Raw genomic sequence first — 14,798 nt, 5'->3', positions numbered from 1 at the left:
AGGCCGCCTATGCAATCATGGTTCTCGCCGCACAGAAGTTTTTGCAACAGGACGTCAAAATGGATGATTCGGGATTGACGGATTGGCAGCGTGCCGTTTCGCCTGGCACACATTGACGGAGAAGAAACCTGAACCTCAGGGCAGACCCGACCGCCGATTGACGTCGAAAGGAGGATCAAAGAACTCGGAGGGCTAAAATGGTCATGCGTTCGTCCGGATATCTTCACGTGTTCGCCGCACTTGTTCCCCTCCTCTCACCGGCACCCCTTCCGGTGGCAGCGGCGCAGTCACAAGCTGCCATCGGTGCGAGTGCGCAGCGCCCGCTTGCCGATGTGCTGGAGGGGGTGACGCCCGCCGTTGTCAACATCGCGGTGAAGTCCGGCTCATCCGCTGAGGCGAGATCCTCTCTACAACGATCCGTTTTTCCGCCGTTATTTCAACCTGCCTGAAATGCAACAGCGTTTGAGCGCCGGATCCGGCGTGATCGTTGATGCCGAAAAGGGCTATATCCTTACCAATCATCATGTCGTGGCTGCCGCTGGCGAAATCTCGGTAACCCTGAAGGATAGGCGTCGCTTTGTCGCCACGCTCGTCGGCAGCGACAAGGCAACTGACATCGCGCTGATCAAGATCAAAGCTCCACAATTGAAGGCTCTTCCATTTGGCAATTCCGACACGCTTCGGGTCGGTGACACTGTGGTGGCGATCGGCAATCCCTTTGGTCTCGGCCAGACAGTGACCTCCGGCATCGTCAGCGCGCTAGGCCGCAGCGGCATCAATATCGAAGGTTATGAAGACTTCATCCAAACCGATGCTTCGATCAATCCCGGCAATTCCGGCGGCGCCCTGGTCACGGCCGACGGTAAATTGATCGGCATCAATACGGCGATTATCGCCCCGGCCGGGGGCAATGTCGGCATCGGGTTCGCGGTGCCGATCGCCATGGCCTCCACCGTAATGCAGCAGCTCGTCGACCACGGCGAGGTACGTCGCGGCCGCATCGGCGTTGCCATTCAAGACGTCACCCCGGATTTGGCGCAGGCGCTCGGTCTTACCGAGAGTTCCGGCGTGGTGGTCAGCCGCGTTGAACAAGGCTCCCCCGCCGCGAGCGCTGGCCTTCAGGCGGGTGATGTCATCATGAGCGTCGATAAGCATCGCATTTCCAGTTCGGCCGACCTGCGCAACCGCGTCGGACTCGCCCCGGTCGGCTCGGACATCGAAATCGACTATATGCGCGATGGCGTGCATAAATCCGTGACCCTGCGCATCGAAGCGGGCGGCGCAGTTGAGGAGGCCGAAGTCCTTCCCAATCGCCTTGAGGGCGCTGAGTTTCGGGACGCGGGAGGAACCGTTGTCGTCAAACACATTGAGGAAGGCAGCGCCGCGGCTCAGTCAGGCTTGAAATCTGGCGACGTGATTGTCGCCGTCAACCGCCGGCCAATCTCCTCGGTCGCAGATCTGACAGAGGCATTGCGTGACGCAAAAGGCACGCTCGCGTTCGATCTTGTGCGCGGTGGGACGAAGCTGTTCCTGATTATTCGCTAGGAGGCTTGCTTACCGGGCTTGGTGAATACTGTTCATCATTTGGGAGAAGAAAATGAGGAGATCTGTTCGATGGAGACATGCCGGGCGCCAATTGACTTGGCGCCGCCGCCGCTTAGGCACGAGCTGGCCAGGGCGCGGCGTTGAACGAGTTTCGGCTTACGACGCCACGTCTCAGACCGGCGCTGCGCGTGTTCGAAACGGATTTGATTTGGCTCGCCCGGTCAAACGCCAAGCTGCAACATTGGAGGAGCTCATGGAATACCACGTCTTCGAAGAGCCCGTCACCCTGATTGTCGGGCTCGGTTTCCCAACTCAGGTCAGGACCGTAGCGGAAGCCTATGCGCTGCTCGGCGAATGGCATTCATCGAAAACCGACCCTGCGCGCACGTTGGCGATTAACGCGTGCAGGGCAGCGCTGTCTGGAGAGATCGAAGCGCAGACGGCACGGGGCTTGTTCGTCGCCTTTGCCCATAAGCACGACCTTTTGGCGCCCGGGCACGATGAGGGTGCCTCGCAAGGGGATGTAAGCGAAAGAGCTCGTTTCGGCGTCTCTCTTGAGCATGATGGGAGGCCAACATGACAGATTTGCAAGCGACCGCGCTGATCGCCTTCGCCATGGTCTTGGCGATGGCACGCCTGTACATTTCGCAACGGAGGGCCTGAGACCGAGGAATGCCTATTCTTGTCCGCATAACATCGTTTGTGTCGTCGGGGATGGGATCATGGACGAAATTGTCTTGCTTCTTTGCATGTCCGTTGCGGTACCAGTTTTCTGCACGTTAGCCGGCATCGTCGTTGCATTTATCGACCGCAAGCCGAGACTATCGAGCAAGGAAGCTTGGCGCATTGCGTGGCGCACAAGTCGCCAATCTAACGCGCCGGAGCCACGCCGGGAAGACCCAAACGAAGCAGATAAGCACGGCGCGAGGCGGCGATGACAAACCACAAAAAGGGGCAGATGCGGCGGCCGACCTGAACATCGCTGACGAGCACTGGATCCGATGGCGCGAGGGCTGTACCGAGAAGCAGCGCTGACTCGTATCACCTTGTCCTCGTTCGGCTAATAATGCACCCAACTGGTGTTCTCGACATAGATATTTGCTTCCGTGGCAGCCTCGAGAAAAGCCGACCTTGCCATGTCGCCGGACACAGTGCCATCCAGCGCCTCCAGACACGCTTGTCGCGCCAAACCGTGAAGCTTTCCCCGTTTCCCTGGCCATTCATTCAAGAGAAATTCGACCGCCGTACCGACCGAACTGATGTTCTGTCGTTTGCCGGGATATGCCGACTCAACGGTCACCGATTTGAAATATACGTTTTCCACTAGCGAGGCGTCCCAGTTAGAATTTGACTATTTGTATAGGGAGAAAGCAGATTGCCGGAGATAGCATTAAGCGTCATGTGCCCGCTTAACTGCCTCTTTGGGAGAGGGGCGATCCAAGACCGCCCCAGCTTTATGCAGCGCGGTTTTATTTGGCTATATGCCAAACGCCGCCAACACCATCGCCGCTCATTTCACCGGCTTTTTTATCTTCGGCATAGGTGTAAAGCGGCTTGCCCTCATAGGCCCACATTTCCTTGCCGTCCGCTGCCTTGACCAGCGACCATTCGCCTTCCGCCTTGGCTTTGGCATCGGCATGAAACGCTGGCCACTTCTTCAGGCAATCAGCGTCGCAGTTCGATTTGCCCTTTGCATCCTTGTCGAATGTATAGAGCGTCATACCTTTCTCAGTGGCCATGACCTTACCCATCTTCGTGTCCATCATTTTGACGGGCTCGGCAGCCAAAGCCGCCACCATTGCGGCGGCCAGCACGCCGATTGCGATTAGCATCGTTCTCATGATTTTCTTTCCGGTTCGGGAGTGCGGGCGGAATGCCAGTAGTGCCCGATCTAAGCTTCCAGAAACGCGCCGTTACCAAAGCGGTTCCATCCAACCCGACCAGTGGGAAGCATTGTTGCTCGCACTGGCGAACCAATTTGTCCGATCGATCGTGCGGACCTGCGGCTAGCGCGCCTCCCCAGTCTCCTCCCAGACATAAACGCCGATTTCCTTTGCGGCACCTATGAAGGCTCTTCGCACATCGTCTGCGGACATGGTGCCGTCGAAACCATCCAGACAGGCTTTCCGAGCAGCAGTGAGCTTGCGGCCCCCATTCTTCGGCCAATGGTGCGCAAGCAGCTCAGAGGCTTCGTGGATGGAAGACACATTCAACATTTGGCCCGAATGCTTCGCTTTGATTGTCACGTGTGGAAAAGTAAAATTGGTCATACCCCAGAACGCGCGCTGCTCACCGTTGTTCCGGTTGCGATGGCAATGAGCTGGTTCTTCTATTGTTAAGCTATCGACGCCTTTGGCAAAATCCTCTGATTATTGCGACACGTACTATTGTTGTAATGTGACGTTCATCGGATGGCGCGAATCTTCTGACTATTTAAGGTTGAACTAACGGTTGTTACCTGCAGGCCGCTGCGGCCAATGTTTCTTTCAGGCGAAAGTGCAACAAGTCTTCGTCGATGAAACATCTCGACGAATAAAATGGCCTTTTGGACTGGGATATCTATCGACCCAAGGATCCGGAGATTACGCAATTGGTCTATAAGCTCGCATACGGCAAGCAGCTGCGCCTCCGAAATCCAGGTGACTATCGAAGCGCTACAACAGTGGGGGCTGAATGCGCCACTTCGTCAAACGAAATAGCAAACGGAAGCTATCATAGGGTTGTGTTGACGCGGATCTCGCATCGATGCTCGGATCATCAGTTTTGTTATTTCGGGACATTCAGCAAGTCGGCGAAGCGAACGGTTCCAATCAGTATTCCAACACCACGATACACTCGTAGGACCCAGTCCGCCTGATCAACGCCCTCGATACTGGCGTCAACCAGCGAGATCCTGAACCGCTAGTCTCGCCTGATGCATAGCGGCTCGATTGTCGCGGAGCTCAATGCCGCAGACGGATTCTTTGCTGGTAATTTCATCGAATTCGAAACGATAAAATGTCATCTTGCCGCCTGCGGTATGCGCGATGTGAAGGTTCCCCGGGTGATGGAAACGCTTGTACCATCGGAGCTACTGGCAACGTCCATGCGTGCATCTAGCTGCTTCACAAGGGCTTCGACAATCGCAGTTCCCAAGCCGCCGGTGGTTTCACCGGCGACAATGGTGGTTTTCCCGATGAAAACGATAAGCCTCCAGTCTGCCTTGTCAATCTCGTAGGTGACGGTGATGCGGTCGCCGGATTTGGCCGACGGGTAAGCGTGCTTGATCGCGTTGATGACAAGTTCGGTGACGATCAAGCCCAGGCTGACGGCCTTGTCCGATCCTATCCATCCTGCGTCTGCGGTTACATCGAGCGTGATGGGATTGCTTTCACCGGTCATCGAGGCGGCCAGGCTGCCGCACAACTTCGTCAGGTAAGAGCCGACTTCAATCTGGTCGATACTGTTGGAAGTATGCAGGTGCCTTTGCACCTCGGCCACCGACATAACGCGCTGATGGGCGTCCTGCAGGTGCAGCCGTGTTTCTTCCGACGTGACGGCCCGCGCGTTCAATAGCAAGATGCCGGCAATGATCTGCAGGCTGTTGGCGACGCGGTGCTGCATTTCCTGAAGCAGCACATCCTTCTGGCGGAGCAGCTCTTCAGTTTGCTTAAGAAGGGCATCCTTCTCCCGTTCGATCGTCCGGCGGTCAATGACATCGGAAAAAGCAAGCAGGATCGTGGAAATGGCATTGTCGTCATAGAGCACGGTCCGAGCGTTTAACAGCATGGTTCTGCGTCCGAGATTGGGAAAATCATGCTCGACCTCGAAGCCATTGCGGCACGTTCGGGAATGATTGTCTCCAACAGGACACGAAGGGCAGGGATATTCCATTGGCCGTCCCGAGCGAGTAGAGCAAATGGCCCCGCGTCTGCTCCGGATCGACCCTGAACGCCTCGTAAAAGGAGCGACTGGCGGCCAGCACACGAATTTCACCGTCAAGCACGATAAACGGCTCGGGAATCGTGTTCACGATTGCCTGCGCAAGCTTTTGCGCATCTTCAATGTTTTGCAGGTCGATCATGGCAGGAAGTTGATCCAATCTTGGTCACGCCGCGATTGAGGCAGCCGATGCCAAAGATACACCTTCCTTTCACAGATGTCGCGCACCGTTTCGGCTTGGGCCAGAACAGAGTGTCAGACTATATGCTCATACTCGTCGATCCCGGCGCAGATGCCGCGCTGAAAAGCGATACCAGGATGCCAACGTTGCCCGTGCCGGCGGCGACCGCTGATATGCCGGTGGCAAGCCGACTGAGCCGGATAGATAGGAAAGCAAGAGGTTGCCGGTTCCCACCGTTTGACGCCAGATTTACGCCGGTGCCGAAACAGACAGCGTGAGAGCTGTCCGCCGGTGCTTCGCTCGGGCAGAGCCTCCAGCCTGAATGGACTGCGGTATGGAATAGGATTGAAGCAATGCGACAATTTGCACACTAATATGCAAAGTTGTTTATTGCCTCTAATTTGAGCGACGCTATTCTTAGAGAGGGGTTCTTTCCTCCCAGAAGCCCCAACATCAAGTGCGCTGCACCTCCTCCCGCGGCGCATTTACAATCAGGACCGCTGCTTTCCTCCTCCCCGCAGCGGTCCTTTTTATTCGGCAATGGCGTCTTTGCCAAATGCGGCTCAAACGCTACGCCATGAACTCTCTCAGCGTCATCCTAAACGTCGTCAACATACGAGCAGCTCGGTATCTTCATCAGCGGTGATCTAGTCGAGGCTAAGCGGATAATTGATAGCCAAATTCGCACAGAGGGGATCGCAACGCATCCACCAACTCTGTGCGCTTGTTCAAGAATCGCTCGCGGGAGAGGCACACCACAGCGCGCTTGCTGAGCTTCGTTCTTCGGCATCACGAACCGCATGATCAGTGGTAGCGCGCTGCCTCTACAATCGCTTGCCTCTGTCTGCAACCAGACGTGGCGAATGCGATGAATGGCTTGCACCGCCAGTTGATCCACTGATTTTGGTGTCATAAAGCGCATTGAGGGCCGTCCGACCGCTTCGCAAGGCTTTCGCGTCGTTTCAGGGTCCGTTTTTTCGAACCGATTTGCCCGCCGGCCTTATAAACGAAGCGCATCCACGACAATTTTAAAGGCAGGCGAATTCTGACGCCTGTTTGGGTCGTAGAGATAATAGCCCGTGAACATCGGCGACCAGTCGTCAAGGACGTGAATAAGTCGCCCTGAGGCTATTTCCTTGTCGACGAGGTTTTCCGGCACATAGGCGATGCCATAGCCGTTGACAGCCGCGTCGACCATGGCAAAGGACGTGCTGAAGGTGAACTGTCCATCGACACGAACTCGAAGCTCTCTGCCATCTTTTGCGAACTCCCATACGTAAAGCCCGCCAGATCGGGACTGCCGATGGTTAATGCAGTTGTGCCCGACAAGCTCCTGCGGCGATTTGGGCATGGAGTGTGTGGAAAAGTAGTCTGGTGCGCCGACTGCGACCAAGCGCCAGTCGGGGCTAATCCTGACTGCAATCATGTCTTTATCGACGCTTTCGCCCAGTCTCACACCCGCATCGAACCGATCCTCAACGATATTGCGAAACGCATTGTCACTGTTCAGCTCGATCTTATTGAGAATACATACGGCAAGCCGATAAGCCACTGGCTGAAGGTGCTGGATGAAATGAAGGAAAAGAAGCACATGGAGATGGTTTCCACACTCAAGTTAGAGCACAAGATGGGTCATGGGCACGCCAATGCTCTAGTTGCATATCATCGGGCCCAGAGTGCAGCCTGACCGACCCTGAGCGGACAACGGCGGTATTGGCGCCAAGTCCGCAATTTAAGTAATGTTCGGTCTAAATTCTGGATGTATCATGGCCTTCGCTCCCATCTGGTGCCGCATCGCTTCACGAGGAGGGATGGCATGGCTATCGATTTTCAACCACAATTGGCCCGCAACAGCGGGGCGTCGGCAAAATTCTTGGTGGAAATGGTGGCGAAGCCCGTTGCACATAGCTTGGCTTCTCAAGAACATGATCGATATAAAAGCCGATCACACCGTGCGGTAGCGCTGGGCTCGATCGATGAGGCTACGATGAACGGCCCAGCCGCCAACCATAGAAGCCGTGCCGTCCGACCATCCTAGCGAGCCCGCGGAGAAAGAATGGAGCAATTCGGCTTTGCTGCTAACGCTCACCAACTACGATCCACATTCGCACCTGAGGCTTTCTTCGTACACTAGCTGAAGAGCGCGACGAGATCCGCGAGGAAGCCCTTCATTGGCTTGGCGGGCGAACCACCATCCTGCACGAACGCGTTGAGTCGATTTGCAACGACCAGCTGGACAGTTGCAAAACGCGACAACCACTCGCTAGAGATCGCGCCTATGTCGGGATCGAATGGCCTTGTACAAAATTAACTCGTTGATAACTCTTCGTTTGAAAATACCGATAAGGGTGTTTTTTGATTGATTTTGATTGGTGCCTCAACGTTTTCGCCTCCAACCCAGGTAACATGAAATGGCCGCACTAGATGTCAATGACTTGCACGGGGCTCTGCCACATCTGATCCCAGAATCGCTTATGAGTCCGCCCTAAGGTAACGAACGCATCGACACTGGCCGCGGCCCTCCGGAGGGATTTTCCCATTCTACTGTGGACGAAATTCACCAAAAAATAAAAAGTGTATGGCGAGTGAGGGGAAGTTTGTTTCGGTGAAAAAGCATCGAAACTTCGCACAAACATCGGAAGTGCTTGCTGCCCTGCGCCGGGCAGAGGCGGAACCAAGTCCGATTTTAATTGTTCCTGAACACCGGGGTTCCAGACCGGCGGCGCGTGATCCTACACGTTTGTGATGCGCGGATTGGCGGTGGACCTAGGCCACCGCGTCTTTATTGCATAAACGGCTTCAGCATGACCCTCAGGTTCGACATTAGACGTGAGACGAAGGATAGGTGGACAGTCTATGACGTGTTCACCGAGAAACCGGCCTCGGTTGAGGGCTTCGACGCCATTCTGCTGGAGGCCGCCGAGGCCAGGCGTATCAGAGATGAGCTGAATGCTTTGGAGATGCAACGCAGGGGTGGCCCGAACGCCATACGCTGACAAGGTAGCTCTTGCTCGACTTCTGCCCTGACTGGATCCTCGACAACACCAGAAAGACCTGGGACGGTGCGGGGATCACGTGAATCAGGGTTCCCTAGTGTAGCTCAGGAAAATTCCTGAGCTACACTAGGTGTTTTCACTCAGGTTGTGCCTCAGAACTTCACCCTGAACCCCGCAGTCCCGTTGAGGCTGTCGCTGTCGGCGAAATTGGACATGCTGGTGTTGATGGAAACCTCGCTGTAGATCGAATATTTGTCATCATTCCAGTTAAAGCTGCCGCCGAGAGACTACCGAGAACGCCGGAAGACAGGTCACTTTCATACCATGTCGCCTGCGCCTGCGCGTCAAGGTAGAAGCCGTTCTGGCCATACCAGGTCCTTCATCGCGCGGGGTCGATACCGCGTCGCAGGATAAGCTGCCTGTCCGAACCGCTGCCCGGCAGTTCGTTATGCTCTCGGGCCAGGGAGAGATTTTTAATCCTAAGCCAGACCTTGAATCGCTTGCCGTTTTGCCCCTCTCCTAGGCAGCGTCGGACAGTTACAGATTGCTGCGTTCCGGGACACTGAGTGAAAGCTTCGTTTTCACTAGACTTCAGGTACAGACCCACTCGCGGATCTTACACTCCTGCCCCTCGCCTCCGCACAGATTTGTCGCCCTTTCCTCTGCCTTCTGCCGGGTTTCTTCCGAGGCGGCTCCCCAGGACGATGTTCCGCCGGCAACAGGCTTGCCTACGGACAAGGCGGCGCAATGCTCATAGGGAAAGCCGGTACCGTCATCATCATTCCAGTGACGATGATTGCGAAAAACCGTAACGATCTTGCAGTTTTTTCCCTCTGCGTTCTTGCAATATTTGAGGGCGATATTCTCCGCTTCATCGCGTTTATCGGCTCCCCAAAAGAAACCGTGTCGATTGTCCGTTGTGGAATAGGCGATCGCACCCCAGATCCCTTTTTCTGCAAGGATGGGCTCCGGGATCGACCCCGGATCAGCCATATCGGCCGCCCGGCTGCTGGGAGCAAGGCCAATGACCATTGAGAGCAGTCCAATTGAAAGGATGCGGTTAACAGACATACGAACGCTCCATAGCCTGAGAGTTGTCATGCGAGAACGATATGGCGTTTTCATCCAGCCAAACTCCCCACGGATACGACGACACAGGAATTTCCTGAGGGGACCAGCAGGGCCTGACCGGAATTATTTGCGAGATTGTAAAATGGCATTCCGGAAAGCGTTTCAGCAAGCGTGCTTCCTTGCGGCAAGGTTGCGATGACCTCCTGGCAGGGCTTTTGAAACGGTGCCACTCGGACAAAAGTCCCCTCGCAACCTGCAGCGGTTGGTGATGCAACGACGACACCCCCTGCTTGTTCCTTATACTCCGGTGTGTCGTAGCTCATCCCAGCAACGGCTTGCACGGTATGTGCATCGGGAGAAGTTTTGTTCCACTGGGTGTTAACGGCATAGGTCGAGCCAAAGGTCAGCGCCTGTCCGAGCACCGGGAAAAGATTGGCACAGGTGCGGATGCCGGCCTGGCTGATATGTTTCTCGAATGGTGTATCACCTTTGGCGCTTTCGGGAGCTTGGGACTGCGCCGTCGCTTCAGTAAATAAAAACGCACCAGCGTGGGGACCGATTTGAAAAGCAAGTGCCCCCCCTGCCGCCAGAAAAGCGCCGATGCTGCAGAATAATGTGATCCGCCGCATAAGCTGTGAACCTGAGGCAGCTTGCACTTCCGCGTCTGACTTGTTCTGCGAACGGGATAGGATCCGATCATTGATTGATTGCTTGGTCAATTTTATATTCTTTCACTATTTGATTGCGGACAGGGCGGCCGCAAGTCCTTTGAAGGGGGCATCGATGCTGACGTTCTCACCCGAGCTCATGTATGACACCCTGGCCGTTGTCTCGTTACCAATCTGCTGGCGCAGGATCGGACCGACAGGCTGATAGCCAATACAGACCGACGCGTCGCAAGCCTTCACCTCGACATCCACGTCGCGGTCTATTCCCGCAAGCTTCAGCGAAAACTTGCTGCCGGCGCCAATCACCGCTGGTGCCCGCAAGATCATGAAGGGCTTACCGTCCACATTTGCTGCGAGCGACCAGCTGAACACTTGCGCTCCCGTGTCATCGGTGAAGGTCTGGCTGATGTTGCACACCTTGCGTCTGGACTTCAGATTCTCGTCACAAATGAGAGTCCAATTCTCAAAAGGCTGGATGATCCGGCGATACTTGCCCATCGGCACCCCCTGCGGCACCAACACGTCTGACGATTTGATTTTGTAGCCTCCGGCGGCGGCCTGGCTGCCCGTCATGAGCAGGCAAACCAGGAACTTCACCATTGCCGAAGTCTTTTCCCGTAGCATTTTGTCAGGCGTCTCAGTTCAGTGTTACGCTGATGCCAGCGCCAACACCAACATTGCCGCCTGTTGTGGCACCAGAAAGATTGGCGCGCACGCGTCCATTTTCGCTGGTGTAGCCGGCACCAAAGGCCAAAGCCCCCTCATTGCGCCAGTAACCACCGCCCATCGATACGCTGAGTTTGCCGGGACGATCGTCATAGCGCAGCGATGCCGCAGCCAGGCCGATCGCCGCAGCTCCTCTGGCTTCACTGCGGATCTCACCCATATCATTACTGAGCTGCCCGAATTGAGAGTCGGTATAGGCGTTGGCGCTATTCAATGTCGTCGCACCAACCTGGTCGGTGTAGGATTTGGAATCTGTCAGCGTCGTGCTCATCCCATCCTGTAGCTGCTTGACATTGACTGCATCCGTATTGGCAACACCGGCAGCAACATTGCTGATCAGTACGGGCGCGTTGGGATCACCGCCCTGGAGCGTGATCGTGTTCGACTTCGTGCCATCGGCTTTGTCGTCATACTGGACCGCAGAGTCTCCAAGATCACCAATGCCGGTGGTTAGCGCTTCAATCGACTGGTTCGTTGCGTAGAGTTGGCTGCCATTAATGGCGTCGGTCGACGTCGCACTGATCTGGCCCGCAGCCACATTGGTGATTGTGCGCTCCGCGCCGGCACTGCCGACACTCACTGTCGACGTGGGACTGGTACCGGCAAAGTTGTAGGTGGTCCCATTGATGGTGGTGCTTGTCGTTGCGACCACATTCGAGGTGGTCGAACCGGCACCCAGCGCCACATCCCCGGCCTGCGCGGTTGCCTGCGCACCCGCTCCAAGCGCAACGTTGGTTGCGAAGGTTGTCGAGGCCCCGGCGCCAAGCGCCATGGATTGAATGCCGTTCGCCTGAGCGTTAGTACCGAGAGCCACCGAGTCGGCGAAATTGACAGTTGCGTTCTGGCCGATGGCAATACCGCCCGGAGCGGTTTGTTGGACGAGCGCACCGTTGCCGATGCCGATGCCATTATCACCATTGACGACTGTCGACGGGCCCACTGCCACGGAATCGGTTCCAACTGCGAGCGAGATCCGCCAGGATGGAGTTGGCGTGGAAGTACCTGGTCGTCGTGGTCGCGAACGAGCCGAGCGCACCACTAAGTTGGCGGAGCGTGACCGCATCGCTCGCCTCGGTGCCATCAGCCACATTGGTGATCTGGCGATAACCGGTGGAGTTCCCGACCGAGACAGCACCGAGCAAGGTAAGGTCGGTGGTGTTATAGGGGATAAAGGTACCAATCGTGCCGGTCGCCGGCGCGAGCGTACGGTCAGATACCGAGCCTGCGCCAATCGCGACGCCGCCAAGTACTATCGCTTGGGTATTGTAGCCCAAAGCAAGAGACTCTGCGGCGGTCGAGGATGCGGCAACGCCTGCCGCCAATGAGTTGATTCCGGTCGCGCCATTGTTGGCATAGTTTGCCTGCTGGGTGCCCCCGTCGTTGTAGCTGTAATAGTGCGTAAGCTGACCCGACACAGCGTCGATCGACTGGATTGTCGCAAAGAGCTGTGATCCGTTGATCGCGTCGGTCGACCCTCCGTTGATCTGGCCCGCGGCCACGTTGGTAATGGTACGTTCAGCGCCGACCGCACCAACACTGACGGTCGAAGTCGGGGTTGTACCGGCGAACAAATAGTTGACGCCATTGATCGTGGTTCCGGGGGTGGCGACCGCAACTGCGGTCTGGCTACCAGAACCAAGTGCCACATCATTCGCATTGGTCGCGGTGGCGCCGTTGCCGACCGAGACCGAGCCAGCGCCCGTTGCGGTGGAGACCGGTCCGATTGCTACGGAATCCGTCCCCGTCGCGGTGGAATCGGCGAGCGTTGAGTTGGCGTGGAAATATTTGATGCCGGCGCCATCGTTGATGTTGTTGATCGTCGTACCAAGACTGTCGACTGCGCTGTTGGTAGCAAAGAGCTGCGAGCCGTTGACCGCATCGGTTGACGTCGCACTGATCCGGCCCGCCGCCAGATTGGTGATGGTGCGTTCAGCGCCAGCCGCACCAATACTGACCGTGGAGGTCGGAGTGGTTCCTTCAAAGGCGTAGGTCGTGCCGTTGATTATTGCGCTGGGCGTGCCGATCGCGACCGAGGTGACCGAGCCTGAACCCAGAGCAACGTCGTCGGCATTGTTCGCAACGGCGGTATCACCAAGGGCGACCGCGCCCGCAGCGCCCGCACGGCTGAAGTTGCCGAGCGCCACGGAGCCCTGGCCGATCGCGACGTTGTTGTTGCCGATGGCGACCGCGCCATTGGCCTGGTTGGCCGCCGTGGCGCTCGCCGTGCCGTCGGCATTGGCGATGTTGTTGGCGCCGCCGGTGAAGGCGCCGGTGCCGCTGGCGAAGCTCGGATCGCCGATCGCCACCGCGCCGTTGCCATAGGCGACGTTGTCGGCGCCGATGGCAACGGCCTTGCCTCCGCTGGCATTCGCTCTGGTGCCGATGGCGACGGCATCGGCGGAGCTCGCAGTGGACTGGAGACCGACCGCGATAGCGTTGGCTGCGGACGCTGACACGTCCGTGCCGATGCCGATGGCACTCTGTGCGCTGGCGCCTGCTCCAAAGGTACGCGAGCCGAGATAGATGGAATTTAACGCGGACGCGCTCGCCGAAACGCCGACAGCGACGGCATTCGTGCCGCTGGTTACGGCGCCGATGCCGAGCGCGGTGCTGGCGATTCCGCTGGCATTGGCGCTGACGCCGGCAGCGAGTGAATTGGCTCCCGTCGCATTCGCGCCAGATCCGAATGCGGAGGCGTTCTGGCCGCTGGCAATGGCCGTGTTGCCAACTGCTGTGCCGGCATCGGCGGTCGCATTCGAGGCGCTGCCGATCGCAACGCCGAAACCGCCGGAGGCGACCGCATTGGTGCCGATCGCGATACTATTGGGTATGGCCGTGTTGGCCTGAACGCCTGCAACCGCGCCGAGGCCGAGTGCGATCGACTGGTTGCCCCAGGCGCGGGAGTTCCTACCCATCGCCGTGGCGCTCGTGCCGGTCGACTGACTTTGGCGCCCGATCGCAATGGCGTCGACCTGAGACGCCAGTACGTCCGTGCCGAGGGCGATGGCGCTCTCTTGAAGGGCGCCCATTCCCGCAGCAGTTCTGTTGCCAAGATTGACGGAGTTGATCGCGGTCGCGGTCGCCTGGAATCCGATGGCGATGGCATTCTGGTTGCTTGCGACGGCGCTATTACCTTGGGCAAGCGGATCCAGCCCGGACGCTGTTGCACCAAACCCGAGCGCGGTGGCGCGCAGCCCGGTCGCCCGGGTAACATAGCCTATCGCCGTCGAGTTCACTCCGTCGGCGCGCGCGTTCAGGCCAAAGGCGGCCGCGCCCGCGCCTGCAACCGAGTTGACGCCAATGGAGCTTGCTCCGTCCGCAGTGGCTTGGGCGTTCCCGCCGATGGCCAGTGCGTTGACGCCGGTCGCGCCCGCGAAGACACCTATGCCTATGGCGTTGAGGCCATTGACACCCATCGAATAGCCGATGGCGATCGAAGCGTTGCCCGTTGCACTGTTAGAGGTGCCCAACGCCATGCTGTTCTGGCCATTCGCTTGGGCACCGTTACCGACGGCGACGGAGTTGGCACCTGACGCCGTGCCGCCGCCAGCCTGATATTGCGCCTGGGCCGGCGAAGAGAGGCCGAACGCGGCGAGGCCCAGGCCCAGCATCCCAATCCCCAGACCTTTGCGGCGCATGCCGAGCACACGATGCGCCCTGCGCAGCGCCGCCATCACTCGGCGCCGCAAG

The 14,798-nt window shown here is 57.6% G+C and carries 9 protein-coding genes and 5 pseudogenes; 4 read left to right on the top strand and 10 right to left on the bottom strand.

What is annotated here, in order from left to right; all coding sequences use genetic code 11:
• The first annotated feature begins 197 nt into the window (after window positions 1-197).
• Window positions 198-1,545 (top strand): annotated as a pseudogene (locus N8E89_RS22735) (Do family serine endopeptidase).
• 253 nt (window positions 1,546-1,798) lie between these two features.
• Entirely contained in the window at window positions 1,799-2,125 is a 327-nt protein-coding gene (locus tag N8E89_RS22730; protein WP_262262075.1) for a DUF982 domain-containing protein, read from the top strand.
• Between the two features lie 480 nt (window positions 2,126-2,605).
• On the opposite strand, the gene N8E89_RS22725 is transcribed toward N8E89_RS22730, so the two are convergent.
• The 5 genes and pseudogenes from N8E89_RS22725 to N8E89_RS22705 all read right to left on the bottom strand — a co-directional run.
• Window positions 2,606-2,869, bottom strand: coding sequence for a DUF982 domain-containing protein (locus N8E89_RS22725; protein WP_262262074.1), 264 nt, complete (start codon window positions 2,867-2,869; stop codon window positions 2,606-2,608).
• 145 nt (window positions 2,870-3,014) lie between these two features.
• Window positions 3,015-3,386 (bottom strand): COG4315 family predicted lipoprotein, encoded by a 372-nt coding sequence (locus tag N8E89_RS22720; protein ID WP_262262073.1) that lies wholly within the window; start codon window positions 3,384-3,386, stop codon window positions 3,015-3,017.
• Window positions 3,387-3,551: 165 nt separating this feature from the next.
• Window positions 3,552-3,761 carry a DUF982 domain-containing protein gene (locus N8E89_RS22715; RefSeq protein ID WP_262262071.1) on the bottom strand — a complete coding sequence of 70 codons (210 nt, stop codon included), beginning with the start codon at window positions 3,759-3,761 and terminating at the stop codon, window positions 3,552-3,554.
• A 784-nt stretch (window positions 3,762-4,545) separates the two neighbouring features.
• Window positions 4,546-5,608 (bottom strand): annotated as a pseudogene (locus N8E89_RS22710) (sensor histidine kinase).
• Between the two features lie 1,039 nt (window positions 5,609-6,647).
• Window positions 6,648-7,166, bottom strand: a pseudogene (locus N8E89_RS22705) (LysR substrate-binding domain-containing protein); the annotation flags it as partial.
• Between N8E89_RS22705 and N8E89_RS22700 the strand changes: the two are divergent.
• Both N8E89_RS22700 and N8E89_RS22695 read left to right on the top strand, forming a co-directional pair.
• Complete coding sequence (locus N8E89_RS22700) at window positions 7,131-7,334, top strand: DUF4287 domain-containing protein (RefSeq protein ID WP_262263299.1); 204 nt, start codon at window positions 7,131-7,133, stop codon at window positions 7,332-7,334. The pseudogene N8E89_RS22705 and the gene N8E89_RS22700 overlap by 36 nt on opposite strands.
• A 129-nt stretch (window positions 7,335-7,463) precedes the next feature.
• Window positions 7,464-7,685 (top strand): hypothetical protein, encoded by a 222-nt coding sequence (locus N8E89_RS22695; protein ID WP_262262069.1) that lies wholly within the window; start codon window positions 7,464-7,466, stop codon window positions 7,683-7,685.
• A 1,238-nt stretch (window positions 7,686-8,923) separates the two neighbouring features.
• On the opposite strand, the pseudogene N8E89_RS29485 reads toward N8E89_RS22695, so the two are convergent.
• From N8E89_RS29485 to N8E89_RS22670, 5 genes and pseudogenes are all read right to left on the bottom strand, one after another.
• Window positions 8,924-9,019 (bottom strand): annotated as a pseudogene (locus N8E89_RS29485) (autotransporter outer membrane beta-barrel domain-containing protein); the annotation flags it as partial.
• A gap of 215 nt (window positions 9,020-9,234) precedes the next feature.
• A complete protein-coding gene (locus N8E89_RS22685; RefSeq protein WP_262262068.1) occupies window positions 9,235-9,714 on the bottom strand; it encodes a DUF4189 domain-containing protein in 480 nt (159 codons plus the stop codon).
• Between the two features lie 50 nt (window positions 9,715-9,764).
• Window positions 9,765-10,343, bottom strand: coding sequence for a hypothetical protein (locus N8E89_RS22680; RefSeq protein ID WP_262262067.1), 579 nt, complete (start codon window positions 10,341-10,343; stop codon window positions 9,765-9,767).
• A 105-nt stretch (window positions 10,344-10,448) separates the two neighbouring features.
• The gene (locus tag N8E89_RS22675) at window positions 10,449-10,982 is read right to left on the bottom strand and encodes an invasion associated locus B family protein (protein WP_262262066.1); all 534 of its coding nucleotides are present in this window, start codon (window positions 10,980-10,982) and stop codon (window positions 10,449-10,451) included.
• A gap of 37 nt (window positions 10,983-11,019) precedes the next feature.
• Window positions 11,020-14,782: pseudogene (locus N8E89_RS22670) on the bottom strand (YadA-like family protein).
• Window positions 14,783-14,798: the final 16 nt, after the last annotated feature.

It is taken from the genome of Phyllobacterium sp. A18/5-2 (assembly GCF_025452215.1).
Classification (GTDB): Bacteria; Pseudomonadota; Alphaproteobacteria; order Rhizobiales; family Rhizobiaceae; genus Phyllobacterium; species Phyllobacterium sophorae.
Note: the sequence above shows the minus strand (reverse complement) of the source record. Positions and strands in the feature narration are given on the sequence as shown.